General features: G+C 40.0%; 4 protein-coding genes. All 4 read right to left on the reverse strand.

Annotated elements, in window-relative coordinates:
• Nucleotides 1–4 precede the first annotated feature (4 nt).
• Entirely contained in the window at nucleotides 5–4,519 is a 4,515-nt protein-coding gene (locus GNF10_RS02510; protein ID WP_185583655.1) for a non-ribosomal peptide synthetase, read from the reverse strand.
• Nucleotides 4,509–7,127, reverse strand: a complete 2,619-nt coding sequence (locus GNF10_RS02515) for a condensation domain-containing protein (RefSeq protein ID WP_185583652.1) — start codon at nucleotides 7,125–7,127, stop codon at nucleotides 4,509–4,511. Before GNF10_RS02515 ends, GNF10_RS02510 begins: the two co-directional genes overlap by 11 nt.
• A complete protein-coding gene (locus GNF10_RS02520; protein ID WP_185583650.1) occupies nucleotides 7,124–11,737 on the reverse strand; it encodes a type I polyketide synthase in 4,614 nt (1,537 codons plus the stop codon). The genes GNF10_RS02515 and GNF10_RS02520 overlap by 4 nt, the downstream gene beginning before the upstream one ends.
• A 121-nt stretch (nucleotides 11,738–11,858) precedes the next feature.
• The gene (locus GNF10_RS02525; protein ID WP_185580337.1) at nucleotides 11,859–17,213 is read right to left on the reverse strand and encodes a non-ribosomal peptide synthetase; all 5,355 of its coding nucleotides are present in this window, start codon (nucleotides 17,211–17,213) and stop codon (nucleotides 11,859–11,861) included.
• Nucleotides 17,214–17,326 lie beyond the last annotated feature (113 nt).

The raw sequence follows: 17,326 nt of genomic DNA on the forward strand, positions 1-17,326 counted from the left end.
GTTCCTACCTACTCATTTGGCTAATTTTGGCAAGCAGCGTGTCAAGTTCTGTTTGGTTCAGTTCTGCTTCTGGAAAGTCTGAAGGTGTGTATCCCCCTGCTTCTTGTGATTGACAGTGGGCAATTAAGCGGCGTAGTGCTTCTATGAAATGAGTAGCCAAACGTTCAATAGTGGTGGGGTGATGAATGTTCTGGCTATATGTCCAATCCAATCGCAGCTTGCCATCAGTCACCATTCCGTCAATTTCTAGGAAATGGCTGCGGCTTCCTTGCAAGCTACGGTTTGAACCAGTTGTTTGGGCAGCAAGTTGAAAAATAGAACTATCTGATAATACTTGGTCAAATTGCCCCAAATAGTTGAATTTTAACTGAGGTTGAGGTGCAAGTTGTAGGTTCCTATTCTGGCTTAAGTATTTTAAAACACCGTAGTTTATGCCATTAACAGGAATATTACGTAACTGCTCTTTAATGGTTTTTAAGGCATCTCCTGACGAGAAAGCATCGCCTAAGCTCAACAGAACTGGGAACTGGGCAGTAAACCAACCGACTGTGCGCGATAAGTTAACATCTGGGAAAATGTCTTCCCGTCCGTGACCTTCGAGAGTGAGTAATAGTGAATTATCTCCTGTCCACTGGGTGCAAGCCTGAACTAGGGCTGTCAGCAAGACATCATTAACTTGGGTTTGATAAGCCTTTGGTACTTCTTGTAACAACGCTTGAGTTTCTTCACTGCTGAGTAAAACTGATACAGTTTGTACAGAAGCTACTGTATTTGCATCTTGATTTTCTGGAAAATCTGTTGGCAGATGAGTAATTTGTTTCTGGGTTTGATTCTGCCAGTCTTCAAGTTCTAATTGTAACCCAGAAGAGTGAGCATATTCACTTAATTTTTCTGCCCATTGCTTAAAGGCTGTGGTTTTTGCAGGTAGCTGTATTTCCTCACCTTGACTAAGTTGTTGGTAAGCTGTCTGCAAATCTTCTAATAAAATTCGCCAGGAGACACCATCAACTACTAAGTGGTGAATGATAATTAACAGTCTAGCTAGTTTATCTTTGCCGAAGTCAAAATAAGCAACCCGCATCAAAGGCCCAGCAGAAAGGTTGAGGCTAGCTTGTAACTCAGTAGCAGTAGATGCTATAGCCTCTTCTTGTTCTGCTGCTGATTGCCCTGATAAATCCAGTTTAGTAACAGGTATTATCTCGTCAGGCGCAGCATTAATTTGTTGCCAACCATTTTCTGTAGGTTGAAAACGCGATCGCAGTGCATCGTGATGTTGTAATAACTGCTTGATTACTTGTTCCAATATCTGGAAGTCTAAATCCTGCCGTACCTCTAGTAATACTGACTGATTCCAGTGATGAGGGTCAGGCAAATTCTGGGCAAAAAACCAATGTTGTATCGGTGTTAGAGGTACTTCTCCAGTTACTAAGCCTGTTTCCGTCTTTATAGATTCGGTTGTTTCAGCTACTGCTGCTAACTCAGCAATTGTCTGATGTTCAAACAATTGCTTGGGAGTAAGTTGCAAACCCGCCTGATTCGCTTTTGATATTACCTGAATGCTGAGGATGGAGTCGCCGCCTAACTCAAAAAAGTTATCCTCAATGCCTACTTGCTTTAAACCGAGAATTTCTGACCAAATTTTTGCTAGCTGTTCTTCTTGAGGTGTGCGTGGTGCGATATATGTTTTTTCCAGTTCTGATGCCAGTTCTGGTGCAGGTAATGCCTTGTAGTCTACCTTCCCGTTTTTAGTTAGAGGAATGGCATTAAGGATGACAAACGCAGTCGGCACCATGTACTCAGGTAATCTTTCCTGCATAAAGCGCCGCAGGTCGCTACTAGAGATATACAGGGAAACCACATAAGCAACTAAGCGTTCCTCGCGCACAGTGGCTACAGCTTGCTTAATGCCTGGGTGTTGGCGCAAGATAGCTTCCACTTCTTCTAGTTCGATGCGGAAACCGTGAATTTTTACTTGGCGATCGCTACGTCCCAAAAATTCAATGTTGCCATCAGGTAAATAGCGGGCTAAATCACCAGTTTTGTACAAACGACTCCCTTCTCTCTCACTAAAAGGATTGGGAATAAACCGTTCTTTAGTCAACTCAGGACGGTTGAGGTAGCCCCGCGCTAAGTTTGCGCCACCAATGTACAGTTCCCCTGGCACAGATATGGGGACAGGTTGCAGATGTTCATCAAGTACGTAGATTTGGGTGTTAGCAATGGGACGACCAAGAGGCACTGTTGCTGATTTAGCGGCTTGCGGTTCGACTTTATATGTCAGCACACCAACAGTAGCTTCTGTTGGGCCGTAGTGATTCAAAATTTGACAGCTAGGTTTTAGCTGCTGAATTTGTGCCACCAAATCCCAACTAGCGGCTTCACCACCAAGGATAAGTAATTGAGATGGTAGGATTTCTTCAGGGTTAGCCGCAGTTAATAGCGCATTCAAATGAGAAGGAACAATCTTGAGACAGTCGATAGGATGGCGGCGACAATACTCAGCTAACGCCACAGGGTTGCTAGCACGTTCTTGAGAGATAATATGCAGACATCCGCCTGTACACAAAGCGGAAAAAATAACGGTGTTACCTAAGTCAGCAGCAAAAGTGGAGACAGTTGCAAAACTAGCAGCATCCGGTAAATCTAGTTTCTCTAGGATGGCGTTGAGATAGTTGCATAGTTGCCGATGTTCAACGGCAACACCCTTTGGTATCCCTGTGGAACCAGATGTATAGATAACATAAGCCAAATTTTCACAAGTGACGCTGCTAACAGGATTTTCAAACCTGTTTTGGGCGGCGTTGCAACTATCTAAACAGACTACTTGTGCTGTATGTGCAGGTAAACTGGCAATTAAGCTTTCCTGAGTCAACAAAACTTGTACTTGGGCATCTTGCAACATCAAACCCAAGCGTTCCCCTGGAATAGTTGGATCTAAAGGTAAGTAAGCTCCACCTGCTTTGAGAACTGCCAAAATAGCTACAATTGACAGATGCGATTTTTCTAAACAAATCCCCACCAATACGTCAGGTTTAACTCCTAACTGCTGGAGATAATTAGCTAATTGATTTGCCTGATTGTTGAGTTCGCGGTAGCTGAGTTGTTCATCTTCAAACACCACAGCAATGTTGTCTGGTGTCTTAACCGCTTGTTCGGTAAATAGTTGATGAATACACTTATCTTGTGGATAATCAGTCTGGGTTTGATTGAAATCAATTAGTAGTTGCTGCGACTGATTGTTAGGGAGAATTTTCAGCTTACTAATTGGCAAGTTTGGATTGGCGATCGCACTGGCTACTAAAATTTGGAATTGCTCGGCTAAAAGAGCGATCGCCACAGATGGAAACAGGTTTTTATCGTAAACAACTCTAAGATTTACAAAGTCATCCTTAACAAATCCAGAAAGCTTAACCTTGAATTTGTCAATACAGGTGTACTGTTGATCAACTGAGAACGATATACCATTTAAGTAACGCTTCTCAGGCAAATCAGTAAAATCAAATAATATTGGTAATTCTTTAGATAGGCTATCTATTTGTTCTAAAACAAAATATTCTTGCCATTCATAAGCATTTTGCTTATCTTGTCTAACTTGTACTAAAACTTCTTCAAAGCTTAAATCTGGTGTGAGACAATTAGAACTTGGTAGATTTTTAGCGATTAATCCTAAAGTATTTTGCAATTCTTCATATTCTCTACCATTACAAATATAACCAACTATAATTTCTGATTGCCTTATCAGCCGCCACAGTAAAATCTGCCAGCATGAAAACAAGAATTCATCTAAAGAAAAATCTGTTTTTTTTAGCCACGCTTTAATAGCAATATTAAGATGTTCATCAATTATGAATTCCCAGGATTCTGGATTAAATTCTCCTTGATTATTTCCTTTCTCTTGAAAAGGAAGCTGTAGCTGAGATAGAGCCGAAAAGTTTTGTTTACACCAATAATCTTTAAATCTTTCTGCTTCTGGTTCTATTAATAATTGATTTTGCCATTCTGAAAAATGGGCATACTGCACAACTTCTTTTTCTGAACCATCACCATAGAAGTTGCTAATTTCCCAAAACAGATTTTTCAGCGTCTCATTATCAGCACATAATGCTGGTAAAGTAATAACCAAAATATGTTTTTTTACTGATAGTTGGAGTAAAGATGCCCGTAATAGTGGTGCTTGTTCTAAAATAAAAGGTTTCCTGATTTCATTTTGGCAAGCCAATTCAATAGCAACTGCTTCTGTTGCGGAATTGCTTAAATCTATTTCTTGCCATGAAAACATACAGTTATCTTCTACCACCATAATCGGCAATTTAAATCCAACTACTTTACGAAAACTAGTTCGCAATATTTCATGGCAAGATACAACTTTTTGTACAGCAGCTTTTAAAGCATCTTTGTTTAAATTACCTTCTAGTAAAATAGCAGTTTGAGAAATATAAGCACTGCTTTCTTGTTGCAATAACCAAAGCTGTTTTTGCTGCGGAGAAAGTCGAAAACCATTAATAGTTTCAGTTAGCATATACTTCCTCCATATTTGGCTTTGCGATATTATTACTGTGGATCATTTCTCCCATTGCTACTACAATCTTGCGTTGTCCTACATAGGGAGAACGTCCATGAGCGCTTAACATATTATCTAGCATTAGAATGTCACCTTTCAGCCACGAAAAGCTAGTTTGAGATTGTTGATATACTTGATTAATTTCCGCAATTACATCATCTTCAATAGAAGTACCATCAACGTAATAAACATTACGTGGGAGTTTTTTCTCATCAAATAAAGATAACAGAGATTCCCTAGTTTTTACATCCAAATAAGCAATGTGGTGTAATTGAATTTGATTAAAAAATATTGATTCACCAGTTTTAGGATGTACCGCTAATGCTGGGCGAACTTGACGAGTTATCAAACCATCGTCTCCATACCATTCAAAACTAATTCCAGCTTGGCGACAGTAATCTTCAACTACACTTTTATCAGAAGTGCGGAAAAAATCTTGCCAACTAACATCTAAATTATTCGTATAGTTACGAACATACATTAATTGTTTTTGGGCTAGTTTTTCTCGTAATTTTGCTGGGAGAATTTGATAGGCTTTGCGACAGTCTATGATTGGTGTTTCTCCGCCTTGTTGTGCAGGTTGAACGCAGAAAAACCAGATTTTCAGAGGCCAACAATGCAAATGGGAACTTTCATTGTGGAAAAGTATGGCTTTGTCGGCTGGGTAGGGAGTAGAACCATATACTTTATTACCGACTCCAGCACGAGGTAAATCACCATAGTCACCGAATAAATTTGGACAAATTGCAGCAGCAAAATTTTCAAATTCCGTGACACTATCGGCTTGAAATCCTCTAAAAAGGATAGCACCATGCTTTAATAACTGATTCTCTATAAATTCACAATTACTTTTAGCCCAATCAACTAAATCTACTTCCTCAGCTAGAGGTTGAATTACTAAAGGAAAAGTCTTTCCCTCTTGCAGATAGCAAGTTTGGATTAAATTTTTAGATGATAAATTGATACCTACAGGAGCAAGTTTAAGAAATTTTTGGTGATTGAAAGCCTTGCGCTTGTTGTTTTGCATAGCTTGTTGTTCTTTTTCAGCTTCAGTCAATATTTCTAAAGTATTAATTCGAGCATTAGGTTGCTTAACAATATTGTCTAGTAGAGTCTCGAAATTACTTGCCATTCGAGCGATCGCATTTTCTGCAAATAGTTCGCTATTGTACCGCCAAGTGCAGTTTATCCCCTGGGGAGTTTTGGTCAAAAAGATGGCTAATTCAAACCTTGCTGTGTCGTTTCTCCAAAACCACTCTTTCAATGTCAACCCTGGTAAATCTAAGGAAGGCATAGGAGTATTTTGGAGAACAAATAAAACCTGAAATAATGGCGATGTATTACTCAAATTACGTTCAGGTTGTAAAGCCTTAACTAATTCCTCAAATGGCAAATCTGGATGAGCATAAGCCTCTAATGTGACTTGGCGTACTCGTGCAAGCAATTCCCGAAAACTAGGGTTCCCACTTAAATCTGTACGTAACACTAACAGATTCATGAAAAAACCAATTAATGATTCTGTTTCGGCTCGGTTGCGATTAGCAATATCTGTACCAACAACAATATCTTCTTGTTTGGTATATTGCAATAATAATACCTGAAAACCTGCTAACAAAGTCATGAAAAGGCTAACGCCTTCTTGATGACTGAATGCTTGAATTGTTTGTGCTAAGTTAGAGGGAATCAAAAAAGATTGACTAGCACCACGATTAGTTTTAACTTCTGTGCGCGGACGCATTGTAGGTAATTGCAGTACGGGTAGATTATTACCAAGTCTTTCTTGCCAATAAGCTAATTTTTCTGATAAAACTTTTCCTTGTAACCAATTTCTTTGCCAAACAGCAAAGTCTGCATACTGAATTGGAAGTTCTGGCAATGGAGAAGGTTGAGCATTACAAAATGCACGATACAGCGTGCTTAATTCCTGAATTAATACTCCTATAGACCACCCATCCCAAACAATATGGTGTACGGTCAGCAGTAATATATTCTCTTGCTTACCAAGCTGTAGAACAGTGACTCGGATTAATGGTAATTTTGCCAAATCGAAAGGTAACTCAGCTTCTTGACGAGCAAGGATTTGCGCCTTATGTTCTCGTTCAATTTCTGGTAAATTTATCAAATCTATTACTGATACTTTAACTTTTAAAGTTGAGGAAATTACTTGTACGGGTTGACCTTCTATTGCTGTGAAGGTAGTACGCAAAATTTCATGTCGACGCACAATTTCATTGATACTTTGTTCTAGTACTTCTACATTGAGAGAACCAATTAAGTGCAAAGCAACTGGTTCGTTATATGTGAAACTATCAGGTTGTAATTGTTCTACAAGCCACAGTCTTTGTTGAGCAAAGGATAAGGCTAGTGGTTGATCTCGCTGTATAGGACGAATTAAATCATCTTCACATATTACTTGCAGGATCTCTGCTTTATACTCTCGTATTTGAGCTAGTAAATTTGATGTAATTGTACCTTTGGGAGCGCTATAGTGTAACTGCTCTCCCTTAGCCCACAGTTTAACGTTCAGACTTTCAATGTAAGATAAAAACTGCTCGATAGTTTTCATAGCACCCCTTCTTCGCGATCGCTTGTTTCTAAATAGCTTTTCTCGTTATGAGTTATTGAAGATTGTTTTTGGCAGTATTCAGCTAATTCAGCCACAGTTGGTGCTGCAAATAATGCTGAAACTGGGATGCTTTGAGAAAACTTTTGGGGAAATTTATTAATAATACTTACTCCACTCAATGAGTCTCCACCTAACTCAAAAAAATTGTCATTAATCCCAACTTGATCAACACTAAGTACTTCTTGCCACAGATTAGCAATCTCTTGTTCTATATGGTTACGAGGAGCAAGATAAGTATTACTCAGTTGAGGTCGTGAGTGTAGGGACTTTGAAATGTTAGTTTTGCCTAAAGATTCCAAGAAGGCTAGGACATTAAAACCACTATCTCGTTCTATTAAAATATTTAAATCTTGAGTTGATACTGCAACTTGAGGAAATGAACTGTTAACAATACTCAGAAAAACTTCTATCCCCTCTGCTGGTGATAATGCATTTATTAATAGAGATTGGTACTCAGAAATATTCTGTTCGTTAACGAATCGTCTCACTGCCTCTACTGACATACCAACATCCTGCCAATCACTCCAATTAATAGAGACTGTCAATGTCCGAGCTTGATTGGTTTTGTAATTAGCAAAAGCATCAAGAAATTCATTAGCAGCACAATATCCTACTTCACTAAATTTCTTGCGATAAATGATAGAGCTAAGAGATGAACAAAGAATAAAAAAGTCTAGTTGAACATCCTGCAAAAGGCTATTTAGTACTAGCGTACCTTTGACTTTAGGAGCCATAATACTTTCTGTCATATCTCGCGTTCTCCGAGAAATCATACCAGCATAATCAGGAACTCCAGCGCAATGAATCACACCATTGATTGTGCCAAAGTATTGCTGAATTTGTGCCATCGCTTCTTGCATCTGTTGGAAGTTAGCGACATCAGCACTCTTAACCAAAACTTCTGCGCCCAGTTCTTCCAGTTCTTGTATTTTCCGAATCTTGCGGCTTGTATCATCTTGCTCATCGTGAGTAGCTAGCCATTGTTGCCATTCTTCTCTTACAGGAAAAGCTGAACGCCCAATCAGAACTAGTTTGGCTTGGATCGTCATCGCCAGATGTGATGCCAAGGTCAGTCCAATACCTCCGAGTCCACCTGTAATTAAATACACTCCCTCTTTTCTTAATCGTGATGTTCCTCCTGGCGTTGCTTCTAATCGGATAGGTTTAAAGGTTTTTACCCAGCGATGATTTCCTCGATAGGCGATCGCTATATCAGAAGATTGTGCTTGCAGTTCGTTTTGTAACTGTTTTACCAGTTTTTTCGCTGACCAATTAACGTCCAGGGAAATGACAACATCAATATGACGACAGCTAATGTGCGGATATTCTTGGGGAATTATCTTGACAGCCGCGAGTAGAGTTGCTTTCTCTGGACATAGTACCTCTTCTCCAATCACTGAATATATGTGATTGGAAATAACGGCAATTTGCAATTTATCTGTAATACTTTGTGTGCCAATTGCTTGGGCTAAAAATAGCAAACTATAAAATCCTGTTTCTTGGGCTTTATCAACTTCCTCAAGCCCTAACTCCATATAATTAACAGCAGTCACACTCCATAAATGAACTATCGTTTTTGGAGTTTTATTTTGTGCCATTAAGTCATTGATCAAAGCATTATAATCATCACCTTGTTTGGCATTCAGGCTATAAGTACACTCATTCAATTTAGTAAACTCCAATCCGAGCTTTACTATGATTACATCCTGGCCATCAAGCTGAAACCTTTTGACTAATTCTTCACCCAAACCACACTCATCTATAAATATAAGGGTACAAAAGTTCTGAGCCGCTAACTTCTTAGGAGGTAAGGATTGCTCCCACAAAGGTACATAAAACCAATCGGCAATATCCAACTTATTACTCTGTGTACTGGGAGCAATATTCAGATGCTTTTCTGGTTCAATCCAATAACACTGGCGCTCAAAGGGATAGGTTGGTAAAGGAATACGCTGACGGCGTTCCTTGGCATAAAATCCCGACCAGTCTATCGAGACTCCTGATAGCCAAAGGCGACCTAAGCCATTGAGCAAAAAGGCAACATCTGAATGTTTTTCTTGAGGATGAGGCAAAGAAGAAACTATTACTTTATCATTTGAGTACTGTTTGGCAAAAGTACATAAGGTTCGTCCTGGCCCGACCTCTATCAGGATGCGATTTGGCTGTTGGAGTAATTCAGAGATGCCTTCTGAAAAGCAAACTGTTTGACGTAAATGTTTTACCCAATAATTAGGATCTGTTGCTTGTTGATTTGTAATCCAAGTGCCTGTGACATTAGAAATAAAAGGTATCTTTGGCAGATGCAGTTTAACTTTCGCTACTTCTTTCTGAAATGGTTCTAAGATAGAGTCCATCATCGGAGAATGAAAAGCATGAGAAATATGGAGACGGCGACAATTGATATCTTTTTCTAACAGCTTCTCTTGAAAAAGATTAATAGCATCATGACTTCCTGCAACCACACAAGCAGATGGTGCATTACTAGCAGCGATAGATAATTCTTCATTTAATAAAGCTTGAACTTGTTCTTGGGGTAAGGAAACAGCCAGCATAGAACCAGCAGGCATTTGCTGCATTAACCGCCCTCTAGCAGCTACTAACGCCAAAGCATCTTCTAAAGAAAATACGCCAGATAAACAAGCTGCTACATATTCCCCAATGCTATGACCAATCGCAGCTTGTGGATGCACACCCCAAGACATCCATAATTGAGCTAACGCATATTCAATGACAAATAATGCTGGTTGAGCAATATGAGTTTGTTTGAGTTTCTCGGCTGCGACTTCACAATCTTGGGGATAAAGTAGCGTTCTTAAATCTAGCCCTAAGTGGTGTTTTAATATTTCACAGCAGTGATCGATTTGTTCACGAAATATTGCTTCAGTCTCGTAGAGTTCTTTGCCCATGTTTGCATATTGAGCGCCTTGTCCAGGAAACATGAAAGCGATAGATTGCTGACATGGTTCTTGGTAATGTGTCAGAACTCTTTGAGAATCTTGCTGATTCAAAACATTGATAGCATCATCGATATCTTCACATACAATAACATAGCGATGGTTGAACTCTCTACGTCCTACTTGCAGCGTATAAGCTACATCTGCCAAGTTCAAATCAGGATGCTCTTTTAAATGCGTGATTAAATTAGCTGTTGCCTTCTCAAGAGCATTAGCCGTCTTAGCCGACAGACACAACAGAAAATATTCACTTTTGACTTTTGACTTTTGACTTTTGATTTGTAGTGGTACTTCTTCGAGAATGACATGAGCATTGGTTCCCCCCATACCCAAAGAAGTGACACCAGCGCGGCGAGGGCTTGCACCTGTTTGCCATTCACTCAACTTAGTATTGACGTAAAACGGACTATTAGCAAAATCAATTTGGGGATTAGGTTGCTCAAAATTTAAGCTGGGTGGGATTAACTGATGCTTGAGAGCTAAAGCCGTTTTAATCAGTCCAGTCACTCCAGCTGCTGCATCTAAGTGGCCGATGTTAGGTTTGACTGAACCGATCGCACAAAAACCTGTTTTATCAGTAGCGCTACGAAAAACTTGTGACAGTGCAGCAATTTCAATCGGATCGCCTAAAGCTGTACCAGTTCCATGAGCTTCAATATAACTAATTGTTTCCGGCTCGACATCAGCAAGCATGATTGCTTCGGCGATCGCTTCGGCTTGACCATCCACACTAGGGGCTGTATAACCAACTTTACCAGAACCATCGTTGTTAATCGCCGAGCCTGCGATCGCAGCATAAATGAAGTCACCATCTGCGATCGCATCCTGAAGCCGTTTAAGGACAACAACTCCTACCCCGTTACCAATAACTGTTCCTTTTGCTCTAGCATCAAAAGCATAGCAGTGACCGTCAGGAGATAAAGTTCCGCCTTCTTGAGATAAATAACCTGTTTGTTGGGGCGTATGAATAGAAACTCCTCCTGCCAAGCACATATCACATTGATAATTCAGTAAACTTTGGCAAGCTAAAGAAACTGCTACTAATGAAGTAGAACAAGCAGTTTGAACTGTAATACTAGGCCCTTTAAGATTTAGTTTGTAAGATACACGAGTAGTTAGGAAATCTTTATCATTACCAATCAATGTTTGGTAGGATGTCGCTGACCCTACTTGATCGCTATTGAAATCAAATGAGCGATAATTACTGAGGCTAGCTCCAGCATAAACTCCAATGCGACTTTTACACCTTTGGCTATCATAACCAGCATTTTCCAAAGCTTCCCAAGCAGATTCTAAAAATATACGGTGCTGTGGATCTGTAATTTCAGCTTCTCTAGGATTAAGTTCAAAAAACGCCGCATCAAATAAATCAATATCTTCTAATACACCACCAGCTTTGACATAATTGGCTTCATTTAGCAAAGTCTGATCTACTCCGGCAGCTATTAATTCTTCTTCCGAAAAGACAGAAATTGACTCTACACCATCTTTTAAATTCTGCCAAAATTGTTCTATATTTTCTGCCCCTGGAAAACGCCCAGCCATACCAATAATGGCAATTTTTCCGATTGATTCGTGTGTTTCCATGCTGGTCATTTGTTGCTAATAATTATTTTTTTACTATTGTGAAAATACAGATTTTTACTAAAAATAAAAACTAATAAAATTTCTATTTTATACTGTCAGTTTTGTCTTTGTAAGATTAAACTTATAATTTTTACAGCTTCTTTTTGGCAGAGCTACTTAAAAGTTGTTGTTTTCTTATGATTGCATTTCTTTGTTTTTGAGTACGTTCACGTATTGATTCCCAAGGCGAATCTTTATCTGAATCTTGCCTTAAATATTTTGCCAGAGAATGAATAGTTGAATGTTGAAACAATTCAATAATAGATAATTCCTTGTGAAATGCCGAATCTAGCTTTTGTTTCACCTGCACCATCAGCAACGAATGACCACCGAGGTCAAAGAAATTATCATTTATACCTACTTTTTCTAATTTTAATACTTCTTGCCATATATTAGCGATCGCTCTTTCCATTTCAGAATTTGGAGCTTCATAAGTCACTGTAATTTCTGGATACAAGTCTGTAGGCAATTGCAAAGCGCCACGATTTACTTTACCATTTGGCAACATAGGCATAGCATCTAGTTGCACGAAAATAGCCGGAACCATGTAATCAGGTAAAGTCCCTTTCAAATAATTTCGCAGTTCATTAGTGGTGGGTGTCTGTTCCTGCTCAGGAACAAAATAAGCTACTAAGTGTTTGTCGTCTGACTGTTTTTCTAACGCCAGAACTATCACTTCTCGCACTGCTGAATATTCGATTAATACCTTTTCAATTTCGCCTAACTCAATCCGAAAACCTCGAATTTTGACTTGATAATCAATGCGTCCTAAATATTCTAAATTACCATTTGGTAAATAACGACCTAAATCCCCAGTTTTATATAGACGGGCATTAAGTTCGTTATCAAAAGAGTTAGCAATGAAGCGTTCAGTAGTTACTTCTGGTCTGTTTAAATAGCCTCTAGCTAAACCAGCACCAGCAATATAAATTTCCCCTTTTACTCCAATTGGCACTGGCTGTAAATGACCATCAAGTAGATAAACTTGTGTATTATCAATAGGGCGACCTATGGTTACAATCTTATCTCCTCTCTCCACTAAAGTAAATGTGGAATAGGTCGTATCTTCGGAAGGCCCATAAAGGTTAAAAACTTTTTGAACTGCATCATTTTGATAAATCTGTTGCACAAGTTGATGCTGAAGTGGTTCACCAGCAAGGTTAAGCGTGCGTACTGAAATAGGTAAACCATTAATTCGCAGTAACTCGCTGATGATACTAGGAACTGTATTTACTAAAGTTACTTCTGTAGCAGCAGGCGAGTTAGGCAGATGCAAAGCGTTCTCTACCAGAATTACTTTTCCACCCCAACTCAAAGGCACAAATAGTTCAAATACTGATAAATCGAAACAAATAGAAGTCGATGCTAATACTCCCACAAGTTCATCATCGGCAAATACTTTTCTTGCCCAGGTTAACAAAGCAATGCAACTACGATGTTCAATAGCAACGCCTTTTGGTTTACCTGTCGAACCAGAGGTGTAAATAATATAAGCTAAGTTTTTCGATGTTGCTCCACTGAAGAGATTTACTGTATTTTGTTGCTCTCGGAACTGCCAATCACTATCCAAACAGATGGTATTAACTTTAGCATCTGCAAAACATTTAACCAAATGTGTTTGAGTAAGCAAAATCTGTGTCTGACTGTCTTCTAACATGAACGCTAAACGTTCTTGAGGATATTTAGGATCGAGTGGTACATAAGCACCACCAGCCTTGATAATTGCTAACAGCCCAATCACCATTTCTGGTGAGCGTTCCATGCAGATGCCTACACAAATCTCTGGTTTGACCCCTAGTTTTTGTAAGTAATCTGCTAGCTGATTTGCTTGGTTGTTTAACTCACGGTAGGTTAGCCTTTGATTTTCAAATACTAGTGCAACAGCATTTGGTGTAATTTCAACTTGCTGCTCAAATAACTGATGAATACACAGGTGTTGTGGATACTCTGTTTGAGTCTGATTCCAATCAACTAGGATTTGCTTTCTCTCGAAACCAGTTAACAAGGGTAATTCTGCAATGCTCTGATTGGGATTGGCAACAATAGCCTCCAGTAATGTTTGCAAATGCCCCAGCATTCGATGCATGGTATCTGTACCGAACAGATCAGTATCGTACTCTAAAGTTGCGATTAATCCCTGTTCTCTATCTTCCATAAACAGAGTTAAATCGAACTTAGATGTGTCGTTAAATCCTTCTTCAAAAGTTATATCTATATCTGATAATTTTGGCGTTGGTAATGGCACGTTCTGCAAAACGAACATCACTTGAAATAGAGGATTGTAGCTCAGGTGTCGCTCTGGCTGTAGTTCCTCTACTAACTTTTCAAAGGGTAGGTCTTGATGAGTGTAAGCTTCTAAGGCGATCGCTTTTACCCGTTCTAGTAATTCTCTAAAAGTGGGTACACCATCAAGGGAAGTACGCAATACTAAAATATTGACAAAAAAACCAATTAATGAATCTAGCTCGGCTCGATTACGACTAGCGATCGCAGAACCAACCAAGATATCTGTTTGGCCGGTGTAGCGATATAGCAGGGTTTTAAATGCTGCCAGCAAGACCATAAATAGGGTAGCTCCTTCTTGCTGGCAGAGGTTTTTCAATTCAGCACTCAAGCTAGGCGATAGAACTAGTTTTGCTTGAGCGCCGTTGAACGTAGGAAAAGCCCCTCTTGGCTTGTCTGTGGGCAAATCCAATACTGGTAAGCTTCCGCCTAATTGTTGCTTCCAGTAAGCAATCAGTGTTTGTAAGCGTTCGCCTTGCAACCATTGCCTTTGCCAATAAGTAAAATCTAGATACTGTATTGGTAGTTCTGGTAGTGGTGAGGGTTGGTTATTGACAAATGCTTCGTAAATTGCAGCTAGTTCGCGGGTGAGGATACCAATAGACCAACCATCAACAACAATGTGGTCTAAAATCAACACCAACTGATATTCTGCTTCTCCTATACGTAGCAGTTGGACACGAAAAAGAGGTTGAGAAGATAAGTCGAAGGTTTGCTGTGCTAACTCTTTGGTAAGATGGTGGGCTTTTGTGGTGCGATCGCTCTGTGGTAATTTTTGTAAATCTTCAACTAGTAATTTGATGCTCAGGTCTGGCTGAACAACTTGAACAGGTTGCCCGTCTACAACTATAAAGTTTGTGCGTAAGATTTCGTGACGTCTGATGATTTCGTTCAGGCTTTGCTCTAGAACTGCAACATTAACGCTTCCTTGGAAACGAATGATCAAGGGAATGTTGTATGCAGGTGTATCAGATGTTAGCTGATGAATAAACCACAGTCGTTGTTGAGCAAAAGATAGGGGATGAAATTCGCTGTCTTTGTGGACTGGAAGAAGCCATTCTGAGGAAATCGCATCTGTTTTGAGTTGAGCAAGTATCTTAGTAGAGAGCGATCGCGCAGTCAAGCCTGTAAAGAAGTCGGCTATAGATAAAGTAATTTCTAGATGGTTTTCAATTCGGTTTTTCAGTTCAAAGGCTTTCAAAGAATCTAGCCCAAAACTGCTGAAGGCTTGTTCTAGGTTAACTTCATGCAGTGGGATAGATAATACTTGGGCTACTTGTTCTTGAATATATGCCTCTAGTACTGGCTGTCTCTCCCTTGGAGTCAGACTCAATATAACTTGGCGTTGCAATTTATTTTCTGTGACTGCAACCTCAGCCCTTTTTGTAATATTGCTGGCAACTATATCTAGGTTATTTACTATAAATGCTGCCTTCGTGGCACGGCGTTGAATCTTGCCACTGGAGGTTTTATGAATAGTTCCGGGTTTAATCAAAACTACTGCATAGGCTTGTATTTCATGCTCTTCTGCAACTGCCTGACGGATGGCGCTAATTACTTCCTCATGGTTGGGTTTGGCACGAAATTCCAATTCTTGTACTACTACCAAGTGTTCTTCGTTATCTACTTCAACCGCAAAAGCAGCACAACTACCCAGACGCAAAGAAGGATGACTCCGTTCTGCTGTCAATTCAATATCTTGGGGATAAAGATTGCGACCACGAATAATAATTAAATCTTTAACACGACCTGTAATGAAGAGTTCACCATTATCTAAAAAGCCTAAATCTCCAGTCCGTAAAAACGGCCCTGATGCTCCTACTGTCGCTAACGCTTCTCTACGAGACGCTACGCGAACGCTAACTCCTGTGTCTTTGAGGTAAGCGTGGAAGGTTTGTGCTGTTTCTTCTTGCTTCTTCCAATAACCCTGAGCAACACTTGCTCCTGATACCCAAATTTCTCCCACTCGGTTAGCAGGGCACAGTGTCAGCGATTCCGGGTCAACAATGACAATTTTGGTATGCAACCAAGAGTGTCCACACCCTACCAGATGCCTAACATTCTGGCTATTTTTTGAGGCTTTTACAACCTGGTTTTGTTCTAAAGCATCTGTTTCGACTGCACAGTAAACTGGCTCGTCTTTGACCTCACCACCCGAAACCATCAGGGTAGCTTCAGCCATGCCGTAACAGGGATAGAAAAAGCTAGGCTGAAAACCGCATGGCTCAAAAAAGGTTGCAAACCGCTCTAAAGTTTCTCGCCGAATTGGTTCTGCTCCACTGTAAGCAGTACGCCAACTACTTAAATCAAGGGTTCGTTGTTGTTCTGGAGTAATCTTGTTAACACAAAGCTCATAGGCAAAGTTAGGCCCTCCACAATGTGTTGCTCCATAGCGGGAAATTGCCTCAAGCCAGCGAATTGGTCGTTGAATAAAGGCTCCCGGCGGCATCAATACACCAAGAAAGCCCGTGTACAAGGGCTGGAGAATGCCGTCAATGAGTCCCATATCATGGAAGCTAGGTAGCCAAGTGACTGACACACTTTCTGATGTCAGTTCAAAGGCTTGCTTGATGTATTCGCAATTGTGTAATAAGTTTCCATGACTTACCATTACTCCCTTCGGCGTACCTGTAGAACCGGAGGTGTATTGTAGAAAGGCTAAAGAATCTTGGTTAATAGTTGATACTTGCCAAGTCGTTTCTATTTCCAAACTCAAGTTGTCAGTAGCTAACCACTGCAAATTTCCCAATAGGGATTGCATTTTTGGCAAGAGGTTGGTTGTAGTGAGACCGATAGCTGCCTGTGCATCTGCGATAATGGCTTGAATTCTCGGTGTGTTGCGCTGGTTACGGGGTGGGTAAGCAGGTACTGCTACCACCCCAGCATATAAACAGCCAAAAAAACCAGCTACAAAGTCAAGTCCTGGTGGGTACAGCAGTAATGCACGTTTGCCAGCCATACCCATTGATTGTAGTTGAGATGCGATCGCCCGCGATCGTCGATGTAACTCTTGATATGTCAGTGTAATTACTGTATCTTTCTCATCTTGTAAAAAGTTAAAAGCCTCTTTGTGCGGTTGATATCTACATCTGTATTGCAGAATATCAACCAACGTCGAACAGCTATACACAATATCCTTCAAGCCATTAAAAGGGTGAACCATTTTATTCTCAAAAGCTAGATGCCGATCCTGAACTCAACTGCCACCAAACACCATCAAAGCTATGTGGTTTCTCTATCAATAACGTGAGCAAATTGAAATTCAAGTTATTGCTA

Origin of the sequence: Nostoc sp. UCD121, assembly GCF_014222285.1 — a bacterium.
In the GTDB taxonomy this organism is placed as follows: Bacteria; Cyanobacteriota; Cyanobacteriia; order Cyanobacteriales; family Nostocaceae; genus Nostoc.

Excerpts from the sequence above, each read along its gene's own strand:
- GNF10_RS02525 (WP_185580337.1), bottom strand. The coding sequence starts at position 17,213 with ATGGTTCACCCTTTTAATGGCTTGAAGGATATTGTGTATAGCTGTTCG.
- GNF10_RS02520 (WP_185583650.1), bottom strand. The coding sequence starts at position 11,737 with ATGACCAGCATGGAAACACACGAATCAATCGGAAAAATTGCCATTATT.
- GNF10_RS02515 (WP_185583652.1), bottom strand. The coding sequence starts at position 7,127 with ATGAAAACTATCGAGCAGTTTTTATCTTACATTGAAAGTCTGAACGTT.
- GNF10_RS02510 (WP_185583655.1), bottom strand. The coding sequence starts at position 4,519 with ATGCTAACTGAAACTATTAATGGTTTTCGACTTTCTCCGCAGCAAAAA.